Origin of the sequence: Pseudomonas sp. NPDC089428 (assembly GCF_044749325.1) — a bacterium.
Taxonomy (GTDB): Bacteria; Pseudomonadota; Gammaproteobacteria; order Pseudomonadales; family Pseudomonadaceae; genus Aquipseudomonas.
On sequence record NZ_JBIVHT010000010.1, the window covers coordinates 173,215 to 193,192 of the forward strand.

Below are 19,978 nucleotides of genomic sequence, written 5' to 3' on the forward strand. Positions count from 1 at the left end.
GGCGGGGTTATCCGCCGCGGTGCAGCTTGCTCATCAGCTCCGCCTCGGCCTGGGTCAAGCCGCAGGTTTCGGTGAGTTCCGATACGCTGGCGCCCATGCCCACCAGCTTGGCGGCCTGGGTGAAGGTGACGCTGTTGGGGTCGCGCTGCTCCAGCTGCTGGAGTTTCTCCGGCAGCGGGGCGACGGTGGCGCGCAGCTCATGGAGGGCCTCACCCATGCGCACGGTACCGTTCTGGTAGTCGTCCAGGCGCTTGGCCAGGTCCTTGATGCGCTGGTCGCGCAGGGCATCGCCCACGGCCTGCTGCGCGGCCAGTTCGCGCTGGCGCTTGCTGTAGTTGAGGAAGAACCACAGGCTCAGGGCCCACAGCAGCGCCAGGAAGATTACCGCCACCTCGAAGATCAACTCAGATGTTCTCCAGCTCGGACCACTCTTCCTCGGTCATCATCTTGTCCAGCTCGACCAGGATCAACAGTTCGCCGTTCTTGTTGCACACGCCCTGAATGAACTTGGCCGACTCTTCGTTACCCACGTTCGGCGCCGTTTCGATTTCCGACTGGCGCAGGTACACCACCTCGGCGACGCTGTCGACCAGGATGCCGACCACTTGCTTGTCAGCCTCGATGATGACGATACGGGTGTTGTCGGTCACGTCCGACGGCATCAGGCCGAAGCGCTGGCGGGTGTCGATCACCGTCACCACGTTGCCGCGCAGGTTGATGATGCCCAGCACGTAGCTTGGCGCGCCCGGTACCGGTGCGATCTCGGTGTAGCGCAGCACCTCCTGCACCTGCATGACGTTGATGCCGTAGGACTCGTTGTCCAGACGGAAGGTTACCCACTGCAGGATCGGATCTTCAGAACCTTGCGCAGACGACTTTTTCATTCCCCTAGCCCTCTAAATCCGCTGTTGGCGGTTGTGTTCGGTGTCATTTCTGTTTGGCATGCAACTGCTTGACCGCGCCGCTGGCGATCAGCTCGGCCAGTTCGGCGACGTCGAGCAGTGCACACATGTGTTCGATAACCGTGCCGGCCAACCATGGCCGCTGGCCACGCTGGCTGCGCCACTTGATCTCGGCCGGATCCAGGCGCAGCGAACGGCTGACCTGATGCACCGCCAGGCCCCACTCGTAGCCCTGCACGGAAATCACGTAATTCAGGCCCTGGCGGAAATCATCGCGGTAGCGGTCGGGCATCACCCAGCGCGCCGTGTCCAGCACCTTCAAGTTGCCCGCCTGGCACGTCAGAATGCCAAGGAACCAGTCCGGCTGGCCGAACAGCGGCGTCAGCTCCTGGCCCTCCAGGCTGTAGATCGAGCCCAGGCAAACCAGCGGCACCGCCAGGGTCAGCCCGGCGACGTCGAACAGCAGGCACTCGAATGGCTCGGCAGCCCAGGCCGGCCGGCCATCGACGCTGGCCGGCGGTGCCGGCGTGTCTGCCATGCTTGCCGCTGGCAGGTGCACTTCCACCAAGGGTGCAACCGGCTCCGGCGTCGACACCTCGGTGAGCACCGGGATGCTGGCTTCAGCCACCACTTCAGTGTCGACCACTGCCACCAGCGGCTGCTCGACCGGCAGTACAGCTGGCAGCACCTTCACCTGCGGCTCGGCAAAAGGCCGGGCTGCGGGTGTTGGCTGGCGAGCATCGCGCGCCTGTTCTTCGCGCACGGCAGCGGCGAACTCATCACTGGCCTCGACCGCTTCAGCCGGCGTTGGCAGTTCGAGGAAATCCTCGGTCTCGGTGGCCTCCTGCAACAACCCATCGAGGTACGACTGCAGGGCCAGTTGCGGCTTGGTGCCCACGGGCCGGTTCATGAAGCCACCTGCGCGGCCGGTTTGTAGGTCAGCATATGCTTGAGCAGTGCCCGGTAGGCGATCACGCCGCGGCTCTTGCCGTCGAACTGGGACGGCGTGACGCCATTGCGGCTGGCGTCGCGCAGGCGCGTGTCGACCGGGATATAACCCTGCCACACCTGGTGTTCATAGGTATCGCGCAACACCTTGAGGGTGCCCAGCGAAGCCTGGGTCCGGCGGTCGAACAGGGTTGGCACGATCTGGTAAGGCAGTGCCTGCTTGCGCGAGCGGTTGACCATGGCCAAGGTGCCGATCATGCGCTCCAGGCCCTTCACCGCGAGAAATTCGGTCTGCACCGGAATTACCAGCTGCTGGCTGGCAGCCAGGGCATTGACCATCAGCACACCGAGCAGCGGCGGGCTGTCGATCAAGGCAAAATCAAAATCCTGCCACAACTGCGCCAGACTCTTGGCGATCACCAGGCCCAGGCCACTCTGCCCTGGCGACTGGCGCTCCAGCACAGCCAGTGCAGTGCTCGACGGCAGCAACGAGATGCGCTCATCGCTGGTCGGCAGCAACAACTGCCCCGGCAGGCCCTCGGGCACGCTGCCCTTGTGCAGGAACAGGTCGTAGCAGCTGTGCTCCAGGGCGTCCGGGTTATGCCCGAAGTAGCTGGTCATCGAGCCATGCGGGTCGAGGTCGACGACGACCACGCGCTTGCCCGCCTCGGCCAGCAGGCCGGCCAGGGCAATGGTGGTGGTGGTCTTACCGACGCCACCTTTTTGATTGGCTACTGCCCAGACTCTCATAGGACAACTCTTGTTTCATGGGTGTCGCCGGCTCCCACAGGGCATGCGGTGACGGAGAATTGACGGCTCACTTCGCCGCCGTCGCTGCTGGGGCTGGCGGTGCACTTTGTGTGCCAGCACGGCGCAGCGCCGCATCCGGGGTGGCGTTGGCACTGCCCGAGCCGGTCAGGCTGCGACGCACTTCGAGGTTGCGGGAAATCACCAGCACTACCCGGCGATTGCGCGCACGCCCTTCGGCGCTGTCGTTGCTGGCCACCGGCTGGTACTCGCCGTAACCCACCGAGGCCATGCGCGCCGGGTTGACCCCTTCCATGGCCAGCAGGCGCACGATGCTCGCCGCCCGCGCCGCCGACAGTTCCCAGTTGGTCGGGTACTGTGCCGTACGGATCGGCAGGTTGTCGGTGAAGCCTTCGACATGCACCGGGTTGGCGAACGGTTTGAGGATGCTGCCGACTTTCTCGATGATGGCGAACGCCTTGTCACTGGGCATGGCATCGCCACTGCCGAACAACAGGGACGAGTTGAGCTCGATTTCCACCCACAGCTCGTTGCCGCGCACGGTCATCTGGTCGGACTTGATCAGGTCGCCGAAGGCATCGCGCACGTCGTCGCTGATGCTCTTCAGCGGGTCGACGCTGGTCTGCGCCAGGCCCGCGTCGGTCTGCTCGCTGTCCTTGATCAAAGGTTCAGCCGGTTTCACGCTGAGCGGTTGCTCATCGCCGATCGGGATCGGCTTCATGCTCCGCTCAGGGTCGTTGAACACCCCGAGCAGCGCTTGCGAGATGACCTTGTACTTGCCCTCGTTGATCGAGGAGATCGAATACATGACCACGAAGAAGGCGAACAGCAAGGTGATGAAGTCGGCGTACGACACCAGCCAGCGTTCGTGATTCTCGTGCTCCTCGGTATGACGGCGACGGCGCATGGCTTACTCCATGAAGCCTTGCAGCTTCAGCTCGATCGAGCGCGGGTTCTCGCCCTCGGCAATCGACAGCAGGCCTTCGAGCAGCATCTCGCGGTAGCGCGACTGGCGCATGACGATGGCCTTCAGCTTGTTGGCGATCGGCAGCAGGATCAGGTTGGCACTGGCCACGCCGTAGATGGTGGCGACGAAGGCCACGGCGATGCCGTTACCCAGTTGCGACGGGTCGGCCAGGTTGCCCATGACGTGGATCAGGCCCATGACCGCACCGATGATACCGATGGTCGGGGCATAGCCGCCCATGCTCTCGAACACTTTGGCAGCCTGGATATCACGGCTTTCCTGGGTCAGGAAGTCGACTTCGAGGATGCTGCGGATCGATTCCGGCTCGGCGCCATCGACCAGCAGTTGCAGGCCCTTGCGGGCGTACGGGTCGGGTTCGGCATCGGCCACGCCTTCCAGGCCGAGCAGGCCTTCCTTGCGTGCCACCAGGCTCCAGTTGACCACCCGGTCGATACCCCCGGCCAGGTCGACCCGCGGCGGGAAGAAGATCCAGCGCAGGATCTGCAGCGCGCGCTTGAAGGCCGACAGCGGCGACTGCAGCAATGCTGCCGCCAGGGTGCCACCGAGCACGATCAGGCCGGCCGGGCCATTGAGCAAGGCACCGACGTGGCCACCTTCGAGGAAGTTGCCGCCAACGATGGCGACAAACGCCAGGATCAGGCCAATCAGGCTGAGCACATCCATCAGACGCAAGCCTCGACCAGGTGTTTGCCGATTTCATCCAGGCTGTACACCGCGTCGGCCAGGTTGGCTTTGACGATAGCCATGGGCATGCCGTAGATCACACAGCTGGCCTCATCCTGGGCCCACACGGTGCTGCCGCCCTGCTTGAGCAGGCGCGCGCCTTCACGGCCATCGGCGCCCATGCCGGTGAGCACCACCGACAACACCTTGTCGCCATAGGACTTGGCCGCCGAACCAAAGGTGATGTCCACGCACGGCTTGTAGTTCAGGCGTTCGTCACCCGGCAGGATCTTCACCGCGCCACGGCCGTCGATCATCATCTGCTTGCCGCCAGGGGCCAGCAGCGCCAGGCCCGGGCGCAACATGTCACCGTCTTCGGCTTCCTTGACGCTGATCTTGCACAGCTTGTCGAGGCGCTCGGCAAAGGCCTTGGTGAAGGCCGCCGGCATGTGCTGGATCAGCACGATCGGCGCCGGGAAGTTCGCCGGCAACTGGGTCAGCACACGCTGCAGGGCCACCGGGCCGCCAGTGGACGTACCGATTGCCACCAGCTTGTAAGGCTTGCGCTTGGGCGCCGGGGAATGCGCTGCGGCCGGCGCCGGTGCCGGCGCACGAACAGGCGCGGCAGTGCGTACCGGCGCGGTGCTGGCCAGGCTGCTGGCGGGTGCATGGCTGCTGGCCGGTGCAGGCGCGGTGACCGGCGCGTGGCTGGCGTAGCTGCCAAAACGGCGGTTGCTGCGCGAGATGGTATGCACCTTCTCGCACAGCAGTTGCTTGACCTTTTCCGGGTTGCGCGAGATGTCTTCGAAGTTCTTCGGCAGGTAATCCACCGCACCGGCATCCAGCGCGTCGAGGGTGACGCGGGCACCTTCGTGGGTCAGCGAGGAGAACATCAACACCGGCGTCGGGCAGCGCTGCATGATGTGCCGCACTGCGGTGATGCCATCCATCATGGGCATTTCGTAGTCCATGGTGATGACATCGGGTTTGAGCGCCAGTGCCTGGTCGATCGCTTCCCTGCCGTTGGTCGCGGTGCCAACCACCTGGATGGTCGGGTCCGCCGAGAGGATTTCCGAAACGCGGCGGCGGAAGAAACCGGAATCATCCACCACCAGGACCTTGACTGCCATAAACACTCCATTAGGCGGCGCAACCTGCCAGGGTGCGCCGCCGAAAATCAGATACGCCGTGCCGCGTAACGCTTGAGCATGCTCGGCACGTCGAGAATCAGCGCGATGCGGCCGTCACCGGTGATGGTGGCGCCGGACATGCCCGGCGTGCCCTGCAGCATCTTGCCCAGCGGCTTGATCACCACCTCTTCCTGGCCCACCAGCTGGTCGACCACGAAGCCGATACGCTGGGTACCGACCGACAGGATCACCACATGGCCCTCACGCTGCTCCTCGTGCACCTGGCCCTGAACCAGCCAGCGCTTGAGGTAGAACAGCGGCAGCGCCTTGTCGCGCACGATCACCACTTCCTGGCCGTCGACCACGTTGGTACGCGACAGGTCGAGGTGGAAGATCTCGTTGACGTTGACCAGCGGGAAGGCGAACGCCTGGTTGCCCAGCATCACCATCAGGGTCGGCATGATCGCCAGGGTCAGCGGCACCTTGATGACGATCTTCGAACCCTGGCCCTTGGCCGAGAAGATGTTGATCGAGCCGTTGAGCTGGGAAATCTTGGTCTTCACAACGTCCATGCCGACGCCGCGGCCGGACACGTCGGAAATCTCGGTCTTGGTCGAGAAGCCCGGGGCGAAGATCAGGTTGTAGCAGTCCGATTCGCTCAAACGGTCGGCGGCGTCCTTGTCCATCAGGCCCTTTTCCACGGCCTTGGCGCGCAGGATGCTCGGGTCCATGCCCTTGCCGTCGTCAGAGATCGACAGCAGGATGTGGTCACCTTCCTGCTCGGCCGACAGCACCACGCGGCCGGTGCGCGCCTTGCCCGCAGCTTCGCGCTCGTCGGGCATCTCGACACCGTGGTCGACGGCGTTGCGCACCAAGTGCACCAGCGGGTCGGCCAGGGCCTCGACAAGGTTCTTGTCGAGGTCGGTCTCTTCACCGACCAGTTCCAGGTTGATCTCTTTCTTCAGCTGCCGCGCCAGGTCGCGAACCAGCCGTGGGAAGCGCCCGAAGACCTTCTTGATCGGCTGCATGCGGGTCTTCATCACCGCGGTCTGCAGGTCGGCGGTGACCACGTCGAGGTTGGACACGGCCTTGGACATGGCCTCGTCGCCGCTGTTAAGGCCCAGGCGCACCAGGCGGTTACGCACCAGCACCAGTTCGCCGACCATGTTCATGATCTCGTCCAGGCGCGCGGTGTCGACGCGTACGGTGGTCTCCGCTTCGCTGGCAGGCTTTTCCGCGGCTGCGGCCGGGGTGCGCGCTGGCGCGGCAGGCTTGGCTGCGGTGACGTTGCCAGGTGCAGCAGCGGCCGGGGCAGCAGCAGGCCTGGCGACCGGCTTGCTTTCAGCCTTTTCTGCAACCGGCGCGGCCACGGCGGCAGGCGCCTGGGCAACAGCGGCCTCACCGGTAAACTTGCCCTTGCCGTGCAGCTGGTCGAGCAGCGCTTCGAACTCGTGCTCGGTGATCTCGTCACCGCTGGCTGGCGCGGCAGCGCTTTCCACTGCAGCTGCGGCAGCTGGCAAGGCATCGGCCTGGAAGGTGCCCTTGCCGTGCAACTGGTCCAGCAACGACTCGAATTCTTCGTCGGTGATCTCGTCGCTCACAGGCGCACTGGCGTCGACCACCGCTTCGGCGGCGGCCACTTCAGGCGAGAACTGGCCCTTGCCATGCAACTGGTCGAGCAGCGATTCGAACTCGGCGTCGGTGATCTCGTCACCCGAGCCGCTCAGGGTCTCGCCCTGCAGCTGCGCGTCGAAGGCGGCCGCTTCGGCCTTGACCGCGTCGAGCGAGTCGAGCAGTTGTTCGAACTCGGTGTCGGTAATGTCCGCCTCTGCCGCCACTGGCTCCGGCGCAGCTTCGACCACTGCGGCCGGGGCGTCGGCGCTGGCAGGCTCCGCCAGGCGCGACAAGGCCGCCAGCAGCTCCGGAGTGGCCGGGGTCACTTCACTGCGCTCACGCACCTGGCCGAACATGCTGTTGACCGTATCCAGCGCCTCGAGCACCACATCCATCAGTTCCGCGTCGACCCGGCGCTCACCTTTGCGCAGGATGTCGAACACGTTCTCAGCGATGTGGCAGCACTCCACCAGCTCGTTCAGCTGAAGGAAGCCGGCGCCCCCTTTTACAGTGTGGAAACCGCGAAAGATCGCATTGAGCAGGTCGGCATCGTCGGGCCGGCTTTCCAGCTCGACCAGTTGCTCGGACAGTTGCTCAAGAATTTCGCCGGCTTCTACCAGGAAATCCTGAAGGATTTCTTCATCGGCGCCGAAGCTCATTAAACGTGCTCCTTAAAAACCCAGGCTGGACAGCAGATCGTCGACGTCGTCCTGACCGGACACAACGTCTTCACGCTTATCGGCATGAATCTGCGGACCTTCACCCCGAGTCGGATGTTTTTCTTGATCTTTTTCAGCGCGCAGCTGCTGGTGGTCATGTTCGATACCGGCAAAGCGGTCGACCTGACTGGCCATCAGCACGAGCTTGAGCAGATTGCTTTCCACTTCGGTCACCAGCGCGGTCACGCGCTTGATCACCTGGCCAGTCAGGTCCTGATAGTCCTGGGCCAGCAGAATGTCGTTGAGATGGCCGGCAACCTTGCGGTTCCCCTCGGCACTGTGCGTCAGGAAACTGTCGACGCGTTTGACCAGCTCACGAAACTCCGGCGCTGCGACTTCGCGGCGCATGAAGCGCTGCCAGTCGACGCTCAGGCTTTGTGCCTCGGCCGACAGGTCGTTGAGCACCGGGGTGCTCTCCTCCACCAGGTCCATGGTGCGGTTGGCAGCGCCTTCGGTGAGCTTGACCACGTAGGACAGGCGCTCGGTGGCGTCGGTGATCTGCGAAACTTCCTCAGCCTGCGGCATGCGCGGGTCGATCTGGAAGCTGACGATCGCGCTGTGCAGCTCACGGGTCAGCTTGCCGACTTCCTGGTACAGGCCGCGATCGCGGGTCTGGTTGAGCTGATGGATCAGCTGCACCGCCTCGCCGAAGCGCCCCCGCTCCAGGCTCTCGACCAGCTCCTGAGCATGTTTCTTCAGGGTCGTCTCGAACTCCCCCAAAGACGTCTGTGTTGATTCCATAGCGCCCCCCTGACGTGACTCAGCCGTTGACGCGTTCGAAGATCTTCTCGATCTTTTCTTTGAGCACCTGAGCGGTGAACGGCTTGACCACGTAGCCATTGACCCCGGCCTGGGCCGCTTCGATGATCTGGTCACGCTTGGCTTCGGCGGTCACCATCAGCACCGGCATGCTTTTCAGGCGATCGTGGGCACGCACCTTGCGCAGCAAGTCGATACCGGACATGCCGGGCATGTTCCAGTCGGTCACCAGGAAGTCGTAATGGCCGCTTTCGAGCATCGGCAGCGCGGTAGTGCCGTCATCGGCTTCATCGGTGTTGGTGAAGCCCAGGTCACGCAACAGGTTCTTGATGATCCGCCGCATCGTCGAAAAGTCGTCAACGATGAGGATTTTCATGTCTTTGTTCAAGTAGACCTCCAAGCAGTCTCAAACGCGCTCGGCTGCGAGCACGCGTATTCATTCAATTCGGTGCAACATGGAAAACACGTGGAAAACGACTGCAACGACCCCCGGGCTCAACGCGCCCGCCATTCCCCCAGGCGGCTGCGCAGGCGCGCGGCACACTGGCTGTGCAACTGGCTGACACGCGACTCGCTGACCCCCAGTACCTCACCGATTTCCTTGAGGTTCAGCTCTTCGTCGTAGTACAGCGCCAACACCAGCCGCTCACGCTCCGGCAGGTTGGCGATCGCATCGGTCAGGGCAGCCTGGAAGCGCTCGTCCTCCAGATCGCGCGACGGCTCGATCTGGCCACTGGCGCCGTCCTCGTGCAGCCCTTCGTGCTCGCCGTCCTGCAACAGGTCGTCGAAACTGAACAGGCGGCTCCCCAGGGTATCGTTCAAGATCCCGTAGTAATCATCGAGACTCAATTGGAGTTCGGCAGCAACTTCATGATCTTTAGCGTCGCGACCGGTTCTTGCTTCCACGGCGCGCATCGCGTCACTGACCATGCGCGTATTGCGGTGCACCGAACGCGGTGCCCAATCGCCCTTGCGGACCTCATCGAGCATCGCCCCGCGGATGCGGATGCCGGCGTAGGTTTCAAAGCTGGCACCCTTGCTGGCGTCGTACTTGTTGGCCACTTCCAGCAGGCCGATCATGCCGGCCTGGATCAGGTCCTCGACCTGAACATTGGCGGGCAGGCGTGCCAGCAGGTGGTAGGCAATGCGCTTGACCAGCGGCGCGTAGCGCTCCACCAGCTCGAACTGGGCGTCTTTCGACGCCTTGCTGTACATCTTGAAGCCGCTCGCGTTCATAGCACGGGCCCTGCGCTGGTGGGTTGCACCAGGCGTTCAACGAAGAACTCAAGATGCCCGCGTGGGTTGGCGGGCAGCGGCCAGCTGTCGACTTTCTGCGCGATGGCCTTGAAGGCCAGGGCGCACTTGGAGCGCGGGAACGCCTCATACACCGCGCGCTGCTTCTGCACGGCCTTGCGCACGCTCTCGTCGTACGGCACGGCGCCGACGTATTGCAGGGCGACGTCGAGGAAGCGGTCGGTGACCTTGGTCAACTTGGCGAACAGGTTGCGCCCTTCCTGCGGGCTCTGGGCCATGTTGGCCAGCACGCGGAAACGGTTCATGCCGTAGTCGCGGTTGAGCAGCTTGATCAGCGCGTAGGCGTCGGTGATCGAGGTGGGCTCGTCGCATACCACCAGCAGCACTTCCTGGGCTGCGCGAACAAAGCTGACTACCGAGTCACCAATACCCGCAGCGGTGTCGATCACCAGCACGTCGAGGTTGTCGCCGATCTCGCTGAAAGCCTGGATCAGCCCGGCATGCTGGGCCGGTGCCAGATGCACCATGCTCTGGGTACCCGAAGCAGCCGGCACGATGCGCACACCGCCCGGCCCCTGCAACAGAACATCACGCAGCTCGCAGCGCCCTTCGATGACATCAGCCAGGGTGCGTTTCGGGGTAAGGCCCAGCAACACGTCGACATTGGCCAGGCCAAGGTCGGCGTCCAGCAACATCACCCGACGGCCGAGCTCGGCCAGCGCCAGGGACAAGTTCACTGAAACGTTAGTCTTGCCGACGCCACCTTTGCCACCAGTGACGGCGATCACCTGTACGGGATGCATGCTACCCATGTTCGTTGTTTACCTTGTCTCGCTTGGACCCAAGCCACACGCGGGGCGACACTGCCAGCCCCGGAATGTAGGTACTTTGCATACGCTTCATCCTCAACCCGCGCGCCGCGGGTTGTGGTAGAGATCAGCGAACATGTCGGCCATCGCCTCTTCGCTGGGCTCGTCCTGCAACTGCACGTTCACCGCGCGGGTCACCAACTGGTGCGGGCGCGGCAGGTGCAGGTCGTCAGGAATGCGCGGACCATCGGTGAGGTAGGCCACGGGCAGTTCATGACTGATGGCCAGGCTCAGCACGTCGCCGAGGCTCGCCGTTTCATCGAGTTTGGTCAGGATGCAGCCGGCCAGGCCGCAGCGCTTGTAGCTGTGGTAGGCGGCGGTCAGCACCTGCTTCTGGCTGGTGGTGGCCAGCACCAGGTAATTCTTCGCGGCAATGCCCCGCCCGGCCAGAGTTTCCAGTTGCATGCGCAGGGCCGGGTCGCTGGCCTGCAGGCCGGCGGTATCGATCAGCACCACGCGCTTGCGCAGCAGCGGCTCCAGCGCCGCTGCCAGCGACTGGCCCGGATCGACGTAGGTCACGGGCACGTTAAGGATGCGCCCCAGGGTCTTGAGCTGCTCCTGGGCACCGATGCGGAAGCTGTCCATGCTCACCAGGGCCAGGTTCTGCGGGCCGTACTTGAGCACATAACGCGCCGCCAGCTTGGCCAGGGTGGTGGTCTTGCCCATGCCGGCCGGGCCGACCATGGCGATCACGCCCCCCTCTTCGATCGGTTCGACCTGAGGCACTTCGATCATCCGTGCCAGGTGCGCCAGCAGCATCCGCCAAGCCTGGCGCGGTTCTTCGATCTCGTTGGTGAGGTCGAGCAGCTCGCGGGCGATCGGGCCGGACAGGCCGATGCGTTGCAGGCGACGCCAGAGGTTGGCCTGGGCCGGCTTGCTGCCCTGCAGCTGGTTCCAGGCCAGCGAGCCGAGCTGCACTTCGAGCAGTTCGCGCAGGCCCGACAGCTCCGAACGCATGGCATCGAACAGGCGCGGATCGACGGCTGGCTGCGCCGGCGCCGGCGCCGGGGCCGGCACATCGACGTGCGGTTCGATCAGCGGCTCGGCCGCCGTCAGCGACTGGCCGGCGAACAATTGGCGGTTGCCTTCGCTGGCCTCGGCACGGTTGTCCAGCTCGGCCTGGGCAGTGGCAATGCGCGACTGGGTCTTGCGCAGCTCTTCTTCCAGCTCGGCATTGGGCACGCGTGGGGCCAGCGCGGACAGCTTGTAGTCCAGCGCGGCGGTCAGCTCGACACCACCGGCGATGCGGCGGTTGCCGATGATGGCGGCATCGGAGCCCAGCTCATCACGGACCAGCTTCATGGCCTGACGCATATCGGCGGCGAAAAAACGCTTGACTTGCATAACCCACTACCTCAGCCGTTGGGGCCCACTGTGGCAACGATGGTGACTTGCTTGTTATCCGGTATTTCCTGATACGCCAGAACATGCAAATTCGGTACAGCCAGGCGGCCGAAGCGCGACAGCATGGCACGGATCGGGCCAGCTACCAGGAGAATGGCCGGCTGGCCTTGCATTTCCTGGCGCTGGCAGGCGTCGATCAACGAACGCTGCAGCTTTTCGGCCATGCTCGGCTCAAGAAGAACACCGTCTTCCTGACCTTGCCCGGCCCTTTGCAAACTATTGAGCAAGATCTGTTCCAACCTTGGCTCCAGGGTGATCACAGGCAGCTCGGGCTCAACGCCGACAATGCTTTGGACAATGGCACGACACAATCCGACGCGCACCGCCGCCACCAGCGCGGCGGTATCTTGACTCTTGCCGGCATTGTTGGCGATGGCCTCGGCAATACTGCGAATGTCACGCACCGGCACTTGCTCGGACAGCAATGCTTGCAGGACCTTGAGCAGCCCCGACAAGGAAATGACACCGGGCACCAGCTCTTCTGCAAGTTTAGGCGAAGCCTTGGACAATACCTGCAACAGCTGCTGAACCTCTTCGTGGCCGATCAGCTCATGGCAGTGCTTCTGCAGAATCTGGTTGAGGTGGGTGGCTACCACGGTACTGGCATCGACCACGGTGTACCCCAGCGACTGCGCCTGGGCACGCTGGCCGACGTCGATCCACACCGCCTCCAGGCCGAATGCCGGGTCGCGCGCGGCGATGCCGTTGAGCACACCAAACACCTGCCCCGGGTTGATCGCCAGCTCGCGGTCAGGGTAGATATCGGCCTCGGCGAGGATCACCCCCATCAGCGTCAGGCGATAGGCGCTCGGCTGCAGGTCGAGGTTGTCGCGGATATGCACGGTCGGCATGAGGAAGCCCAGGTCCTGGGACAGCTTCTTGCGCACCCCCTTGATTCGAGCCAGCAACTGGCCACCCTGGTTGCGGTCGACCAGTGGAATCAGCCGGTAGCCGACTTCCAGACCGATCATGTCGATCGGCGTCACGTCGTCCCAGCCCAGCTCCTTGGTTTCCATTGCGCGCTGCGGCGACGGCAGTAGGTCCTGCTGGCGCTGCGCCTCCTTCTGCGCGTCGAGCTTGGCCTTCTGCTGCTTCTTCCACACCAGGTAGGCACCGCCCCCGGCCAGCAGGCCGAGGCTGAGGAAGGCGATGTGCGGCATGCCCGGCACCAGGCCCATGATGATCATCAGCGCCGCAGACACACCCAGCGCCTTGGGCGAGTCGAACATCTGGCGATTGATCAGCTTGCCCATGTCCTCGGAGCCCGAGGCTCGGGTGACCATGATCGCCGCAGCGGTGGACAGCAGCAGTGATGGCAATTGCGCCACCAAACCGTCACCAATGGTCAGCAAGGCGTAAACCTTGCCCGCATCGCTGAACGACATGTTGTGTTGCAGCATACCGATCAGCATGCCACCGATCAGGTTGATGAACAGGATCAGCAGGCCGGCGATGGCGTCACCGCGGACGAACTTGCTGGCACCGTCCATCGAACCGTAGAACTCGGCCTCCTGGGCCACCTCGGCGCGGCGCGCCTTGGCCTGGGCCTGGTCGATCAGGCCAGCGTTGAGGTCAGCGTCGATGGCCATCTGCTTGCCAGGCATGGCGTCGAGGGTGAAGCGTGCGCTCACCTCGGAAATACGCCCGGCACCTTTGGTGACCACCACGAAGTTGATGATCATGAGGATGGCGAACACCACCGCACCGACCACGTAGTTGCCGCCGATCACCACCTCGCCGAAGGCCTGGATCACTTTACCGGCAGCGCCGTGGCCCTCCTGACCATGAAGCATGACCACTCGCGTGGAAGCCACGTTCAGCGCCAGGCGCAGCAAGGTCGCCACCAGCAGGATGGTGGGGAACGCGGCGAAATCCAATGGACGCAGGGCGTACACGCAGACCAGCAGGACGACGATCGACAGGGCGATGTTGAAGGTGAAGAACACGTCGAGCAGGAACGGCGGTATCGGCAACATCATCATTGCCAACATCACCAGCAGCAGCAACGGCACGCCCAGGTTGCCCCGGCCGAGCCCGGCCAGGTTGTTGCGGGCGTTGCTGATTAACTGAGTGCGATCCACCGCGAGTCCTCTTGATGCAAAACTTTGACGCCCAAGGGGCGCTTGGGCGTGGCTTTGCAAGAAGCCTTCCAACTTTGTGCGGCTAAGGATTTATGTTGCCTGTACCGGCCTCTTCGCGGGGCAAGCCCGCTCCCACAGGTACATCACCAGGCCTAAGTGTGCACAGTACCTGTGGGAGCGGGCTTGCCCCGCGAAGAGGCCGGTACAGGCTGGAATCAATTGTCGCGCCGCAGGTCTGGCGGAATCGGCAGGTCTTCCTTGAGCGGCTCCGGCCGCTTGCCTTTACCAGCGCGGTACTGGCGGATCTGGAACACGTAGGCCAGCACCTGTGCCACCGCCAGGTACAGCCCCGCCGGGATTTCTCCCTCGACCTCGGTGGAGTAGTAGATCGCCCGCGCCAGGGCTGGCGACTCAAGGATCTGCACCTTGTGCTCGACGCCGATCTCGCGAATCTTCAAGGCGATGAAGTCGGTGCCCTTGGCCACCAGCAGCGGCGCCACCCCATCCTTCTCGGGGTCGTACTGCAGGGCCACGGCATAGTGCGTCGGGTTGGTGATGATCACATCGGCCTCGGGCACGGCGGCCATCATGCGCCGCTGCGACACCTCACGCTGCAGCTGACGGATGCGCTGCTTGACCTCAGGCTTGCCTTCGCTGTCCTTGTACTCGTCCTTGATCTCCTGCTTGGTCATCTTCAGCTTCTTGTGGGTCTGCCACAGCTGGTATGGCACGTCGGCCGCGGCAATCAGCAGCAGACCGGCCGCCATCCACAAGGCACTCCAGCCAACCACCTGAACACTGTGAATGATCGCCTGCTCAAGTGGCTCGTTGGCAATGGCCAGCAGCGCCTGGCGGTCATTGCCCAACACCACCAGCGCCACCACCAGGATCACCATGAACTTGGCCATGGCCTTGAGCAGTTCGGTCAGCGAGTTCAGCGAAAACATCCGCTTGATACCCGACAATGGATTCATGCGGCTGAACTTGGGTTGCAACAGGCTGCCCGAGAAAATGAACCCACCCAGGGCAATGGGCGAAACGAAGGCGATGACGAACAGCAGCATGAGAATTGGCTGTACCGCCCAGATCGCCATCTTGCCCGAAGCCAGCAGGAACATGCCCATCGAGCGCTCGTCGGTGAGCACCTCGCGGGTCAGGGAAAAGTTCATCTGCATCAGCTTCATCAAGGTTTCGGCCAGGTTGCCGCCGAAGGCCAGCAGCGCGCCGGCACCGGCCAGGGTCGAGGCAACCGTGTTGAGCTCCTTGGACCGGGCGATCTCGCCTTTTTCCCGCGCGTCGCGCTTGCGCTTGTCGGTGGGGTCTTCCGTCTTGTCCTGACCGCTCTCGCTTTCTGCCATGCTCAGCGCACCCTTGCCAGCTCACGCAGCCATTGCAGCGCCTCGCTGGCCAACGTCTGGTAGTGGGAAAGCACATCGGCCAGCCCTACCCAGAAGATGCCCATGCCCAGCACCAGTGTCAGCGGAAAACCGATGGAAAAGATGTTCAGCTGTGGCGCGGCACGGGTCATCACGCCGAAGGCGATGTTCACCACCAGCAGCGCGGTGATCGCCGGCAAGATCAGCAGCAGGCCGGCCCCGAACACCCACCCCAGTCGGCCGGCCATTTCCCAGAACTGATTGACCACCAGGGCGTGGCCCACCGGCAAGGTGGTGAAGCTCTCGGTCATGACCTCGAACACCACCAGATGGCCGTTCATCAGCAAGAACAGCACACTCACCAGCATGGTCATGAACTGGCTGACCACTGCGACGTTGACCCCGTTGGCCGGGTCGACCATCGAGGCAAAGGCCATGCCCATCTGCACGGCAATGATCTGCCCGGCAATGACGAAGGCCTGGAACAGCAGCTGCAGGGAGAAGCCGAACAACGCGCCGACGATGACCTGCTCGCCACACAGCAGCAGGCCGCGCAGGCTCAGCGGGTCGAACTCCGGCAACGGCGGCAGGGCCGGCACGATCACCACGGTGATGGCCACCGCCACGTACAGGCGGATGCGCGCCGGCAGCATGCGCGTGCCGAAGATCGGCATGGTCATCAACACCGCAGTCACCCGGAACAGCGGCAGGATGAAGGTGGCGACCCAGGTACCGATCTGGGCGTCGGTCAGCTCCAGCATGGCAGGCTCAACCGATCAGCTGCGGGATGCTGGTGTACAGGCCGGTGATGTACTCCATGAACTTCTGCACCAGCCAGGGCCCGGCAACGATCAGCGTGACCAGCATCACCAGCAGGCGCGGCAGGAAGCTCAAGGTCTGTTCGTTGATCTGTGTGGCGGCCTGGAACATCGCCACGATCAGGCCGACCAGCAGGCTCGGCACCACCAGCACGGCAACCATCAAGGTGGTCAGCCACAGCGCGTCACGAAACAGGTCGACAGCTACTTCAGGTGTCATGCGGGGCTCTCCCTGGCGGCGTCAGACGCCGCCGAAACTGCCGGCCAAGGTACCCATGATCAGCGCCCAACCATCGACCAGGACAAACAGCATGATCTTGAACGGCAGCGAGATGATCAACGGCGACAACATCATCATACCCATGGCCATCAGCACACTGGCCACCACCATGTCGATGATCAGGAACGGGATGAAGATCATGAAACCGATCTGGAACGCGGTTTTCAGTTCCGAGGTGACGAACGCCGGCACCAGGATCGTCAGCGGCACCTGATCGGGGCCAGCAATGTCGGTGCGCTTGGACAGGCGCATGAACAGATCGAGGTCACTCTGCCGGGTCTGCGCCAGCATGAAGTCCTTGAGCGGCCCCTGGGCCTTTTCGATGGCCTGCTGGGCCGTCATCTTCTCGCTCAGGTATGGCTGCAGGGCATCCTGGTTCACCCGGTCGAACACCGGCGCCATGATGAACATCGTCAGGAACAGCGCCATGCCGGTCAGCACCTGGTTCGACGGCGTCTGCTGCAGGCCCAGGGCCTGACGCAGGATCGAGAACACAATGATGATGCGGGTGAAGCTGGTCATCAGGATGACGAACGCCGGAATGAAGCTCAGCGCCGTCATGATCAGCAGGATCTGCAGGCTGACCGAATACTCCTGCTGCCCGTCCGCAGTGTTGGACAGGGTAATGGCCGGAATCGACAACGGGTCGGCGGCCAGTGCCAGCGGTGCAGCAAGCAGCAGGGCGAGCGGCACCAAGGTGCTCAACGACGTTTTCAACAGCAGGCGCAAGGCGCGGGTCATCACTTCTTGTCCTTCTGGTCCTTGCCCATCAGCTCCATCAGCCGCTGGGCAAACTCCGGCGTCGCCTGGCGCGCGCTGGCGGGTACTTCGACGGGTTCGGCCAGCACATGCAACGCCTCGATGCTGCCCGGGGCATGGCCGATAAGGATCTGCTCCTTGCCAACCTGAACCAGCAACAGCCGGTCACGCGGGCCAATGGTGCGGCTGCCGACGATCTCGATCACCTGCCCGCCCTTGGGCGTGGCGCCCTGCATGCGGCGTAGCACCCAGGCCAGCAAGAAGATCAGGCCCACCACCAGCAACAGGCCGAACACCATCTGTGCCAGCTGCCCGCCGAGGCTGCCGGGCGCAGCCGCCGGCGCCGCAACCGGGCTGGCAGCAGGGTTGGCGGCCGCGATGGCCACTTCACTGGCCAACAGCGCGGCCAAGGCCGTCACGGCCCGCATCGTGCCTTTCACTCAGCGCAGCTTCTTGATGCGTTCGCTTGGGCTGATCACGTCAGTCAGGCGGATGCCGAACTTCTCGTTGACCACGACCACTTCGCCATGGGCGATCAGCGTGCCATTGACCAGCACATCGAGCGGTTCACCGGCCAGGCGGTCGAGTTCGATCACCGAGCCCTGGTTGAGCTGCAGCAGGTTGCGGATATTGATTTCGGTGCTGCCCACTTCCATGGAAATGCTCACTGGAATATCCAGGATCACATCCAGGTTCGGCCCTTCGAGGCTGACGTTCTCATTCGGCCGCGGGGAGCTGGCGAATTCTTCCATCGGCAGGCGACCGGCACCGGGCTTGCCGCTGTCACCGGCGAGCAACGCGTCGATGTCGGACTGGCCGGCATCACCGGTTTCTTCCAGGGCCGCGGCCCACTCATCGGCCAGGGCCTGGTCTTCCGGGGAAGTGATCTCGTTTTCGTTAGCCATGATGTCCTCGACAGGCATTCAATTCGTAAAGAGCGACCGGCACGCCGTCAGCGGCGTTCGATCGGGTCAATGATCTGCAGGGCCAGGTTGCCCTTGTGCGAGCCCAGGCGCGCCTTGAACGACGGCACGCCATTGGCGCGCAGCACCAGGTGCTCGGGCAGCTCCACCGGGATCACGTCGCCGGCCTGCATGTGCAGGATGTCGCGCAGCTTCAACTGGCGACGGGCAACCGTGGCGGTCAGCGGCACGGAAACGTCCAGCACGTCCTCGCGCAGGGCCTTGACCCAGCGTTCGTCCTGGTCGTCGAGGTCAGACTGGAAGCCGGCATCGAGCATTTCCCGCACCGGCTCGATCATCGAATACGGCATGGTCACATGCAGGTCGCCCCCGCCGCCGTCCAGTTCGATATGGAAGGTCGACACCACCACCGCCTCGCTCGGGCCGACGATGTTGGCCATGGCCGGGTTGACCTCGGAGTTCATGTACTCGAAGTTGACCGGCATGATCGCTTGCCACGCTTCCTTGAGGTCGACGAAGCACTGGTCCAGCACCATGCGCACCACGCGCAGCTCGGTGGGGGTGAATTCGCGGCCTTCGATCTTGGCGTGACGGCCGTCACCGCCAAAGAAGTTGTCCACCAGCTTGAACACCAGCTTGGCGTCGAGAATGAACAGTGCGGTACCACGCAGCGGCTTGATCTTGACCAGGTTGAGGCTGGTCGGCACGTACAGCGAATGCACGTACTCGCCGAACTTCATCACCTGCACGCCGCCCACTGCCACGTCGGCCGAGCGCCGCAAGAGGTTGAACATGCTGATGCGGGTGTAGCGGGCGAACCGCTCGTTGATCATTTCCAGGGTCGGCATGCGACCGCGTACGATCCGATCCTGGCTGGTCAGGTCGTAGCTCTTGATGCTGCCGGGCTCGGCAACGCTCTCGGTCTGTACCAGCCCATCGTCGACGCCATGCAACAGGGCATCGATCTCATCCTGGGACAGCAGGTCCTGTACGGCCATTGCGGACTCCTACTGCAATACGAAATTGGTGAACAGCAGCTGGTCGACCACCGGCTTGCCGACTTCCTTCTGCGCCACTTCCTGAACCACCGCGGTGGCTTTCTGACGCAGCATCTCCTGGCCCACCGAACTGGCCGCCAAGGTGTCGAAGCCCTGCCCGGAGAACATCATCACCAGGTTGTTGCGGATTACCGGCATGTGCACCGAGAGTGCGTCCAGGTCAGCCTGGCTACGGCCTTGCATGGTGATGCTCAGCTGCATGTAGCGCTGGCGACCGTTCTGGTTGAAGTTGACCACGAAGGCGGGGGCCAGCGGCACGTAGATCGCGGGAGCCTTGACGTTGGTAGCAGCCGCTTCAGGGGCGGGCGCCGATTCACTCTTGTGCATGATGAACCAGGTGGCACCGACCGACAGGCCGACCGCCAGCAACAGGGCCAGCACCAGCAGCAGGATCAGCTTGAGTTTGCCTTTTGCGGCGGGGTCTTTCACTGCGTCGCTCTTCGCCATGCCAATAATCCGTCGTCCATCGGGGTTTCAAAGGAGGATGACGTGGCTTGAGCAAGTGTTATGCCAGGTTTGGATTGAGAGTGCCTGGATTGAGAGTGCCTGGATTGAGAGGTGTGGCGCCTATGAGATCGAGCGCCGCCCGCGCGGCGCATCGCGGATAAATCCGCTCCTACATTTGTTGCAACGTGGCCATGCCTGTCAGGCCATGGTTGTCAGCC

The 19,978-nt window shown here is 63.5% G+C and carries 22 protein-coding genes; all 22 read right to left on the reverse strand.

The features are described from left to right. Positions 1–7: 7 nt before the first annotated feature. The 22 genes from ACIPZ5_RS19300 to fliL all read right to left on the reverse strand — a co-directional run bounded on the left by ACIPZ5_RS19300 (position 8) and on the right by fliL (position 19,760). The gene (locus tag ACIPZ5_RS19300) at positions 8–403 is read right to left on the reverse strand and encodes a DUF2802 domain-containing protein (RefSeq protein WP_261943229.1); all 396 of its coding nucleotides are present in this window, start codon (positions 401–403) and stop codon (positions 8–10) included. Position 404: 1 nt separating this feature from the next. After that, the gene (locus ACIPZ5_RS19305) at positions 405–884 is read right to left on the reverse strand and encodes a chemotaxis protein CheW (protein ID WP_016393802.1); all 480 of its coding nucleotides are present in this window, start codon (positions 882–884) and stop codon (positions 405–407) included. Between the two features lie 43 nt (positions 885–927). Continuing rightward, positions 928–1,812, reverse strand: coding sequence for a chemotaxis protein CheW (locus ACIPZ5_RS19310; protein ID WP_400810137.1), 885 nt, complete (start codon positions 1,810–1,812; stop codon positions 928–930). After that, positions 1,809–2,600, reverse strand: a complete 792-nt coding sequence (locus tag ACIPZ5_RS19315; protein WP_054884175.1) for a ParA family protein — start codon at positions 2,598–2,600, stop codon at positions 1,809–1,811. The genes ACIPZ5_RS19310 and ACIPZ5_RS19315 overlap by 4 nt, the downstream gene beginning before the upstream one ends. Positions 2,601–2,667: 67 nt before the next feature. Further along, a complete protein-coding gene (motD, locus tag ACIPZ5_RS19320) occupies positions 2,668–3,525 on the reverse strand; it encodes a flagellar motor protein MotD (protein WP_343596054.1) in 858 nt (285 codons plus the stop codon). 3 nt (positions 3,526–3,528) lie between these two features. Further along, positions 3,529–4,269 (reverse strand): flagellar motor protein, encoded by a 741-nt coding sequence (locus tag ACIPZ5_RS19325; RefSeq protein ID WP_261943225.1) that lies wholly within the window; start codon positions 4,267–4,269, stop codon positions 3,529–3,531. Beyond that, positions 4,269–5,399, reverse strand: coding sequence for a chemotaxis response regulator protein-glutamate methylesterase (locus ACIPZ5_RS19330; protein ID WP_400810139.1), 1,131 nt, complete (start codon positions 5,397–5,399; stop codon positions 4,269–4,271). The genes ACIPZ5_RS19325 and ACIPZ5_RS19330 overlap by 1 nt, the downstream gene beginning before the upstream one ends. 47 nt (positions 5,400–5,446) lie before the next feature. Beyond that, the gene (locus ACIPZ5_RS19335) at positions 5,447–7,672 is read right to left on the reverse strand and encodes a chemotaxis protein CheA (protein WP_343596059.1); all 2,226 of its coding nucleotides are present in this window, start codon (positions 7,670–7,672) and stop codon (positions 5,447–5,449) included. 12 nt (positions 7,673–7,684) lie between these two features. Further along, entirely contained in the window at positions 7,685–8,473 is a 789-nt protein-coding gene (locus ACIPZ5_RS19340) for a protein phosphatase CheZ (protein WP_261943222.1), read from the reverse strand. Between the two features lie 19 nt (positions 8,474–8,492). After that, positions 8,493–8,867, reverse strand: coding sequence for a chemotaxis response regulator CheY (locus ACIPZ5_RS19345; RefSeq protein WP_197891551.1), 375 nt, complete (start codon positions 8,865–8,867; stop codon positions 8,493–8,495). A gap of 119 nt (positions 8,868–8,986) precedes the next feature. Further along, positions 8,987–9,727 carry an RNA polymerase sigma factor FliA gene (fliA, locus tag ACIPZ5_RS19350; protein ID WP_027921199.1) on the reverse strand — a complete coding sequence of 247 codons (741 nt, stop codon included), beginning with the start codon at positions 9,725–9,727 and terminating at the stop codon, positions 8,987–8,989. After that, positions 9,724–10,557: a flagellar synthesis regulator FleN gene (gene fleN, locus ACIPZ5_RS19355; protein WP_054884183.1), complete on the reverse strand. Its 834-nt coding sequence runs from the start codon at positions 10,555–10,557 to the stop codon at positions 9,724–9,726. Before fleN ends, fliA begins: the two co-directional genes overlap by 4 nt. Positions 10,558–10,650: 93 nt before the next feature. Then, a complete protein-coding gene (gene flhF / locus ACIPZ5_RS19360) occupies positions 10,651–11,958 on the reverse strand; it encodes a flagellar biosynthesis protein FlhF (RefSeq protein ID WP_261943220.1) in 1,308 nt (435 codons plus the stop codon). Positions 11,959–11,969: 11 nt separating this feature from the next. Further along, positions 11,970–14,099, reverse strand: coding sequence for a flagellar biosynthesis protein FlhA (gene flhA, locus ACIPZ5_RS19365; protein WP_261943219.1), 2,130 nt, complete (start codon positions 14,097–14,099; stop codon positions 11,970–11,972). A gap of 215 nt (positions 14,100–14,314) precedes the next feature. Then, a complete protein-coding gene (gene flhB, locus ACIPZ5_RS19370; protein ID WP_400810142.1) occupies positions 14,315–15,457 on the reverse strand; it encodes a flagellar biosynthesis protein FlhB in 1,143 nt (380 codons plus the stop codon). A gap of 2 nt (positions 15,458–15,459) precedes the next feature. Next, a complete protein-coding gene (fliR, locus tag ACIPZ5_RS19375; protein WP_400810144.1) occupies positions 15,460–16,236 on the reverse strand; it encodes a flagellar biosynthetic protein FliR in 777 nt (258 codons plus the stop codon). A 7-nt stretch (positions 16,237–16,243) separates the two neighbouring features. Next, a complete protein-coding gene (gene fliQ, locus ACIPZ5_RS19380; RefSeq protein WP_027921194.1) occupies positions 16,244–16,513 on the reverse strand; it encodes a flagellar biosynthesis protein FliQ in 270 nt (89 codons plus the stop codon). 21 nt (positions 16,514–16,534) lie between these two features. After that, a complete protein-coding gene (gene fliP, locus ACIPZ5_RS19385; RefSeq protein ID WP_400810146.1) occupies positions 16,535–17,314 on the reverse strand; it encodes a flagellar type III secretion system pore protein FliP in 780 nt (259 codons plus the stop codon). Further along, a complete protein-coding gene (fliO, locus tag ACIPZ5_RS19390; protein WP_343596074.1) occupies positions 17,314–17,760 on the reverse strand; it encodes a flagellar biosynthetic protein FliO in 447 nt (148 codons plus the stop codon). Before fliO ends, fliP begins: the two co-directional genes overlap by 1 nt. A gap of 12 nt (positions 17,761–17,772) precedes the next feature. Further along, positions 17,773–18,237: a flagellar motor switch protein FliN gene (gene fliN / locus ACIPZ5_RS19395; RefSeq protein ID WP_110636814.1), complete on the reverse strand. Its 465-nt coding sequence runs from the start codon at positions 18,235–18,237 to the stop codon at positions 17,773–17,775. A gap of 47 nt (positions 18,238–18,284) precedes the next feature. Beyond that, positions 18,285–19,253, reverse strand: coding sequence for a flagellar motor switch protein FliM (fliM, locus tag ACIPZ5_RS19400; RefSeq protein WP_027921190.1), 969 nt, complete (start codon positions 19,251–19,253; stop codon positions 18,285–18,287). Between the two features lie 9 nt (positions 19,254–19,262). Beyond that, the gene (gene fliL, locus ACIPZ5_RS19405) at positions 19,263–19,760 is read right to left on the reverse strand and encodes a flagellar basal body-associated protein FliL (protein ID WP_261943215.1); all 498 of its coding nucleotides are present in this window, start codon (positions 19,758–19,760) and stop codon (positions 19,263–19,265) included. Positions 19,761–19,978 lie beyond the last annotated feature (218 nt).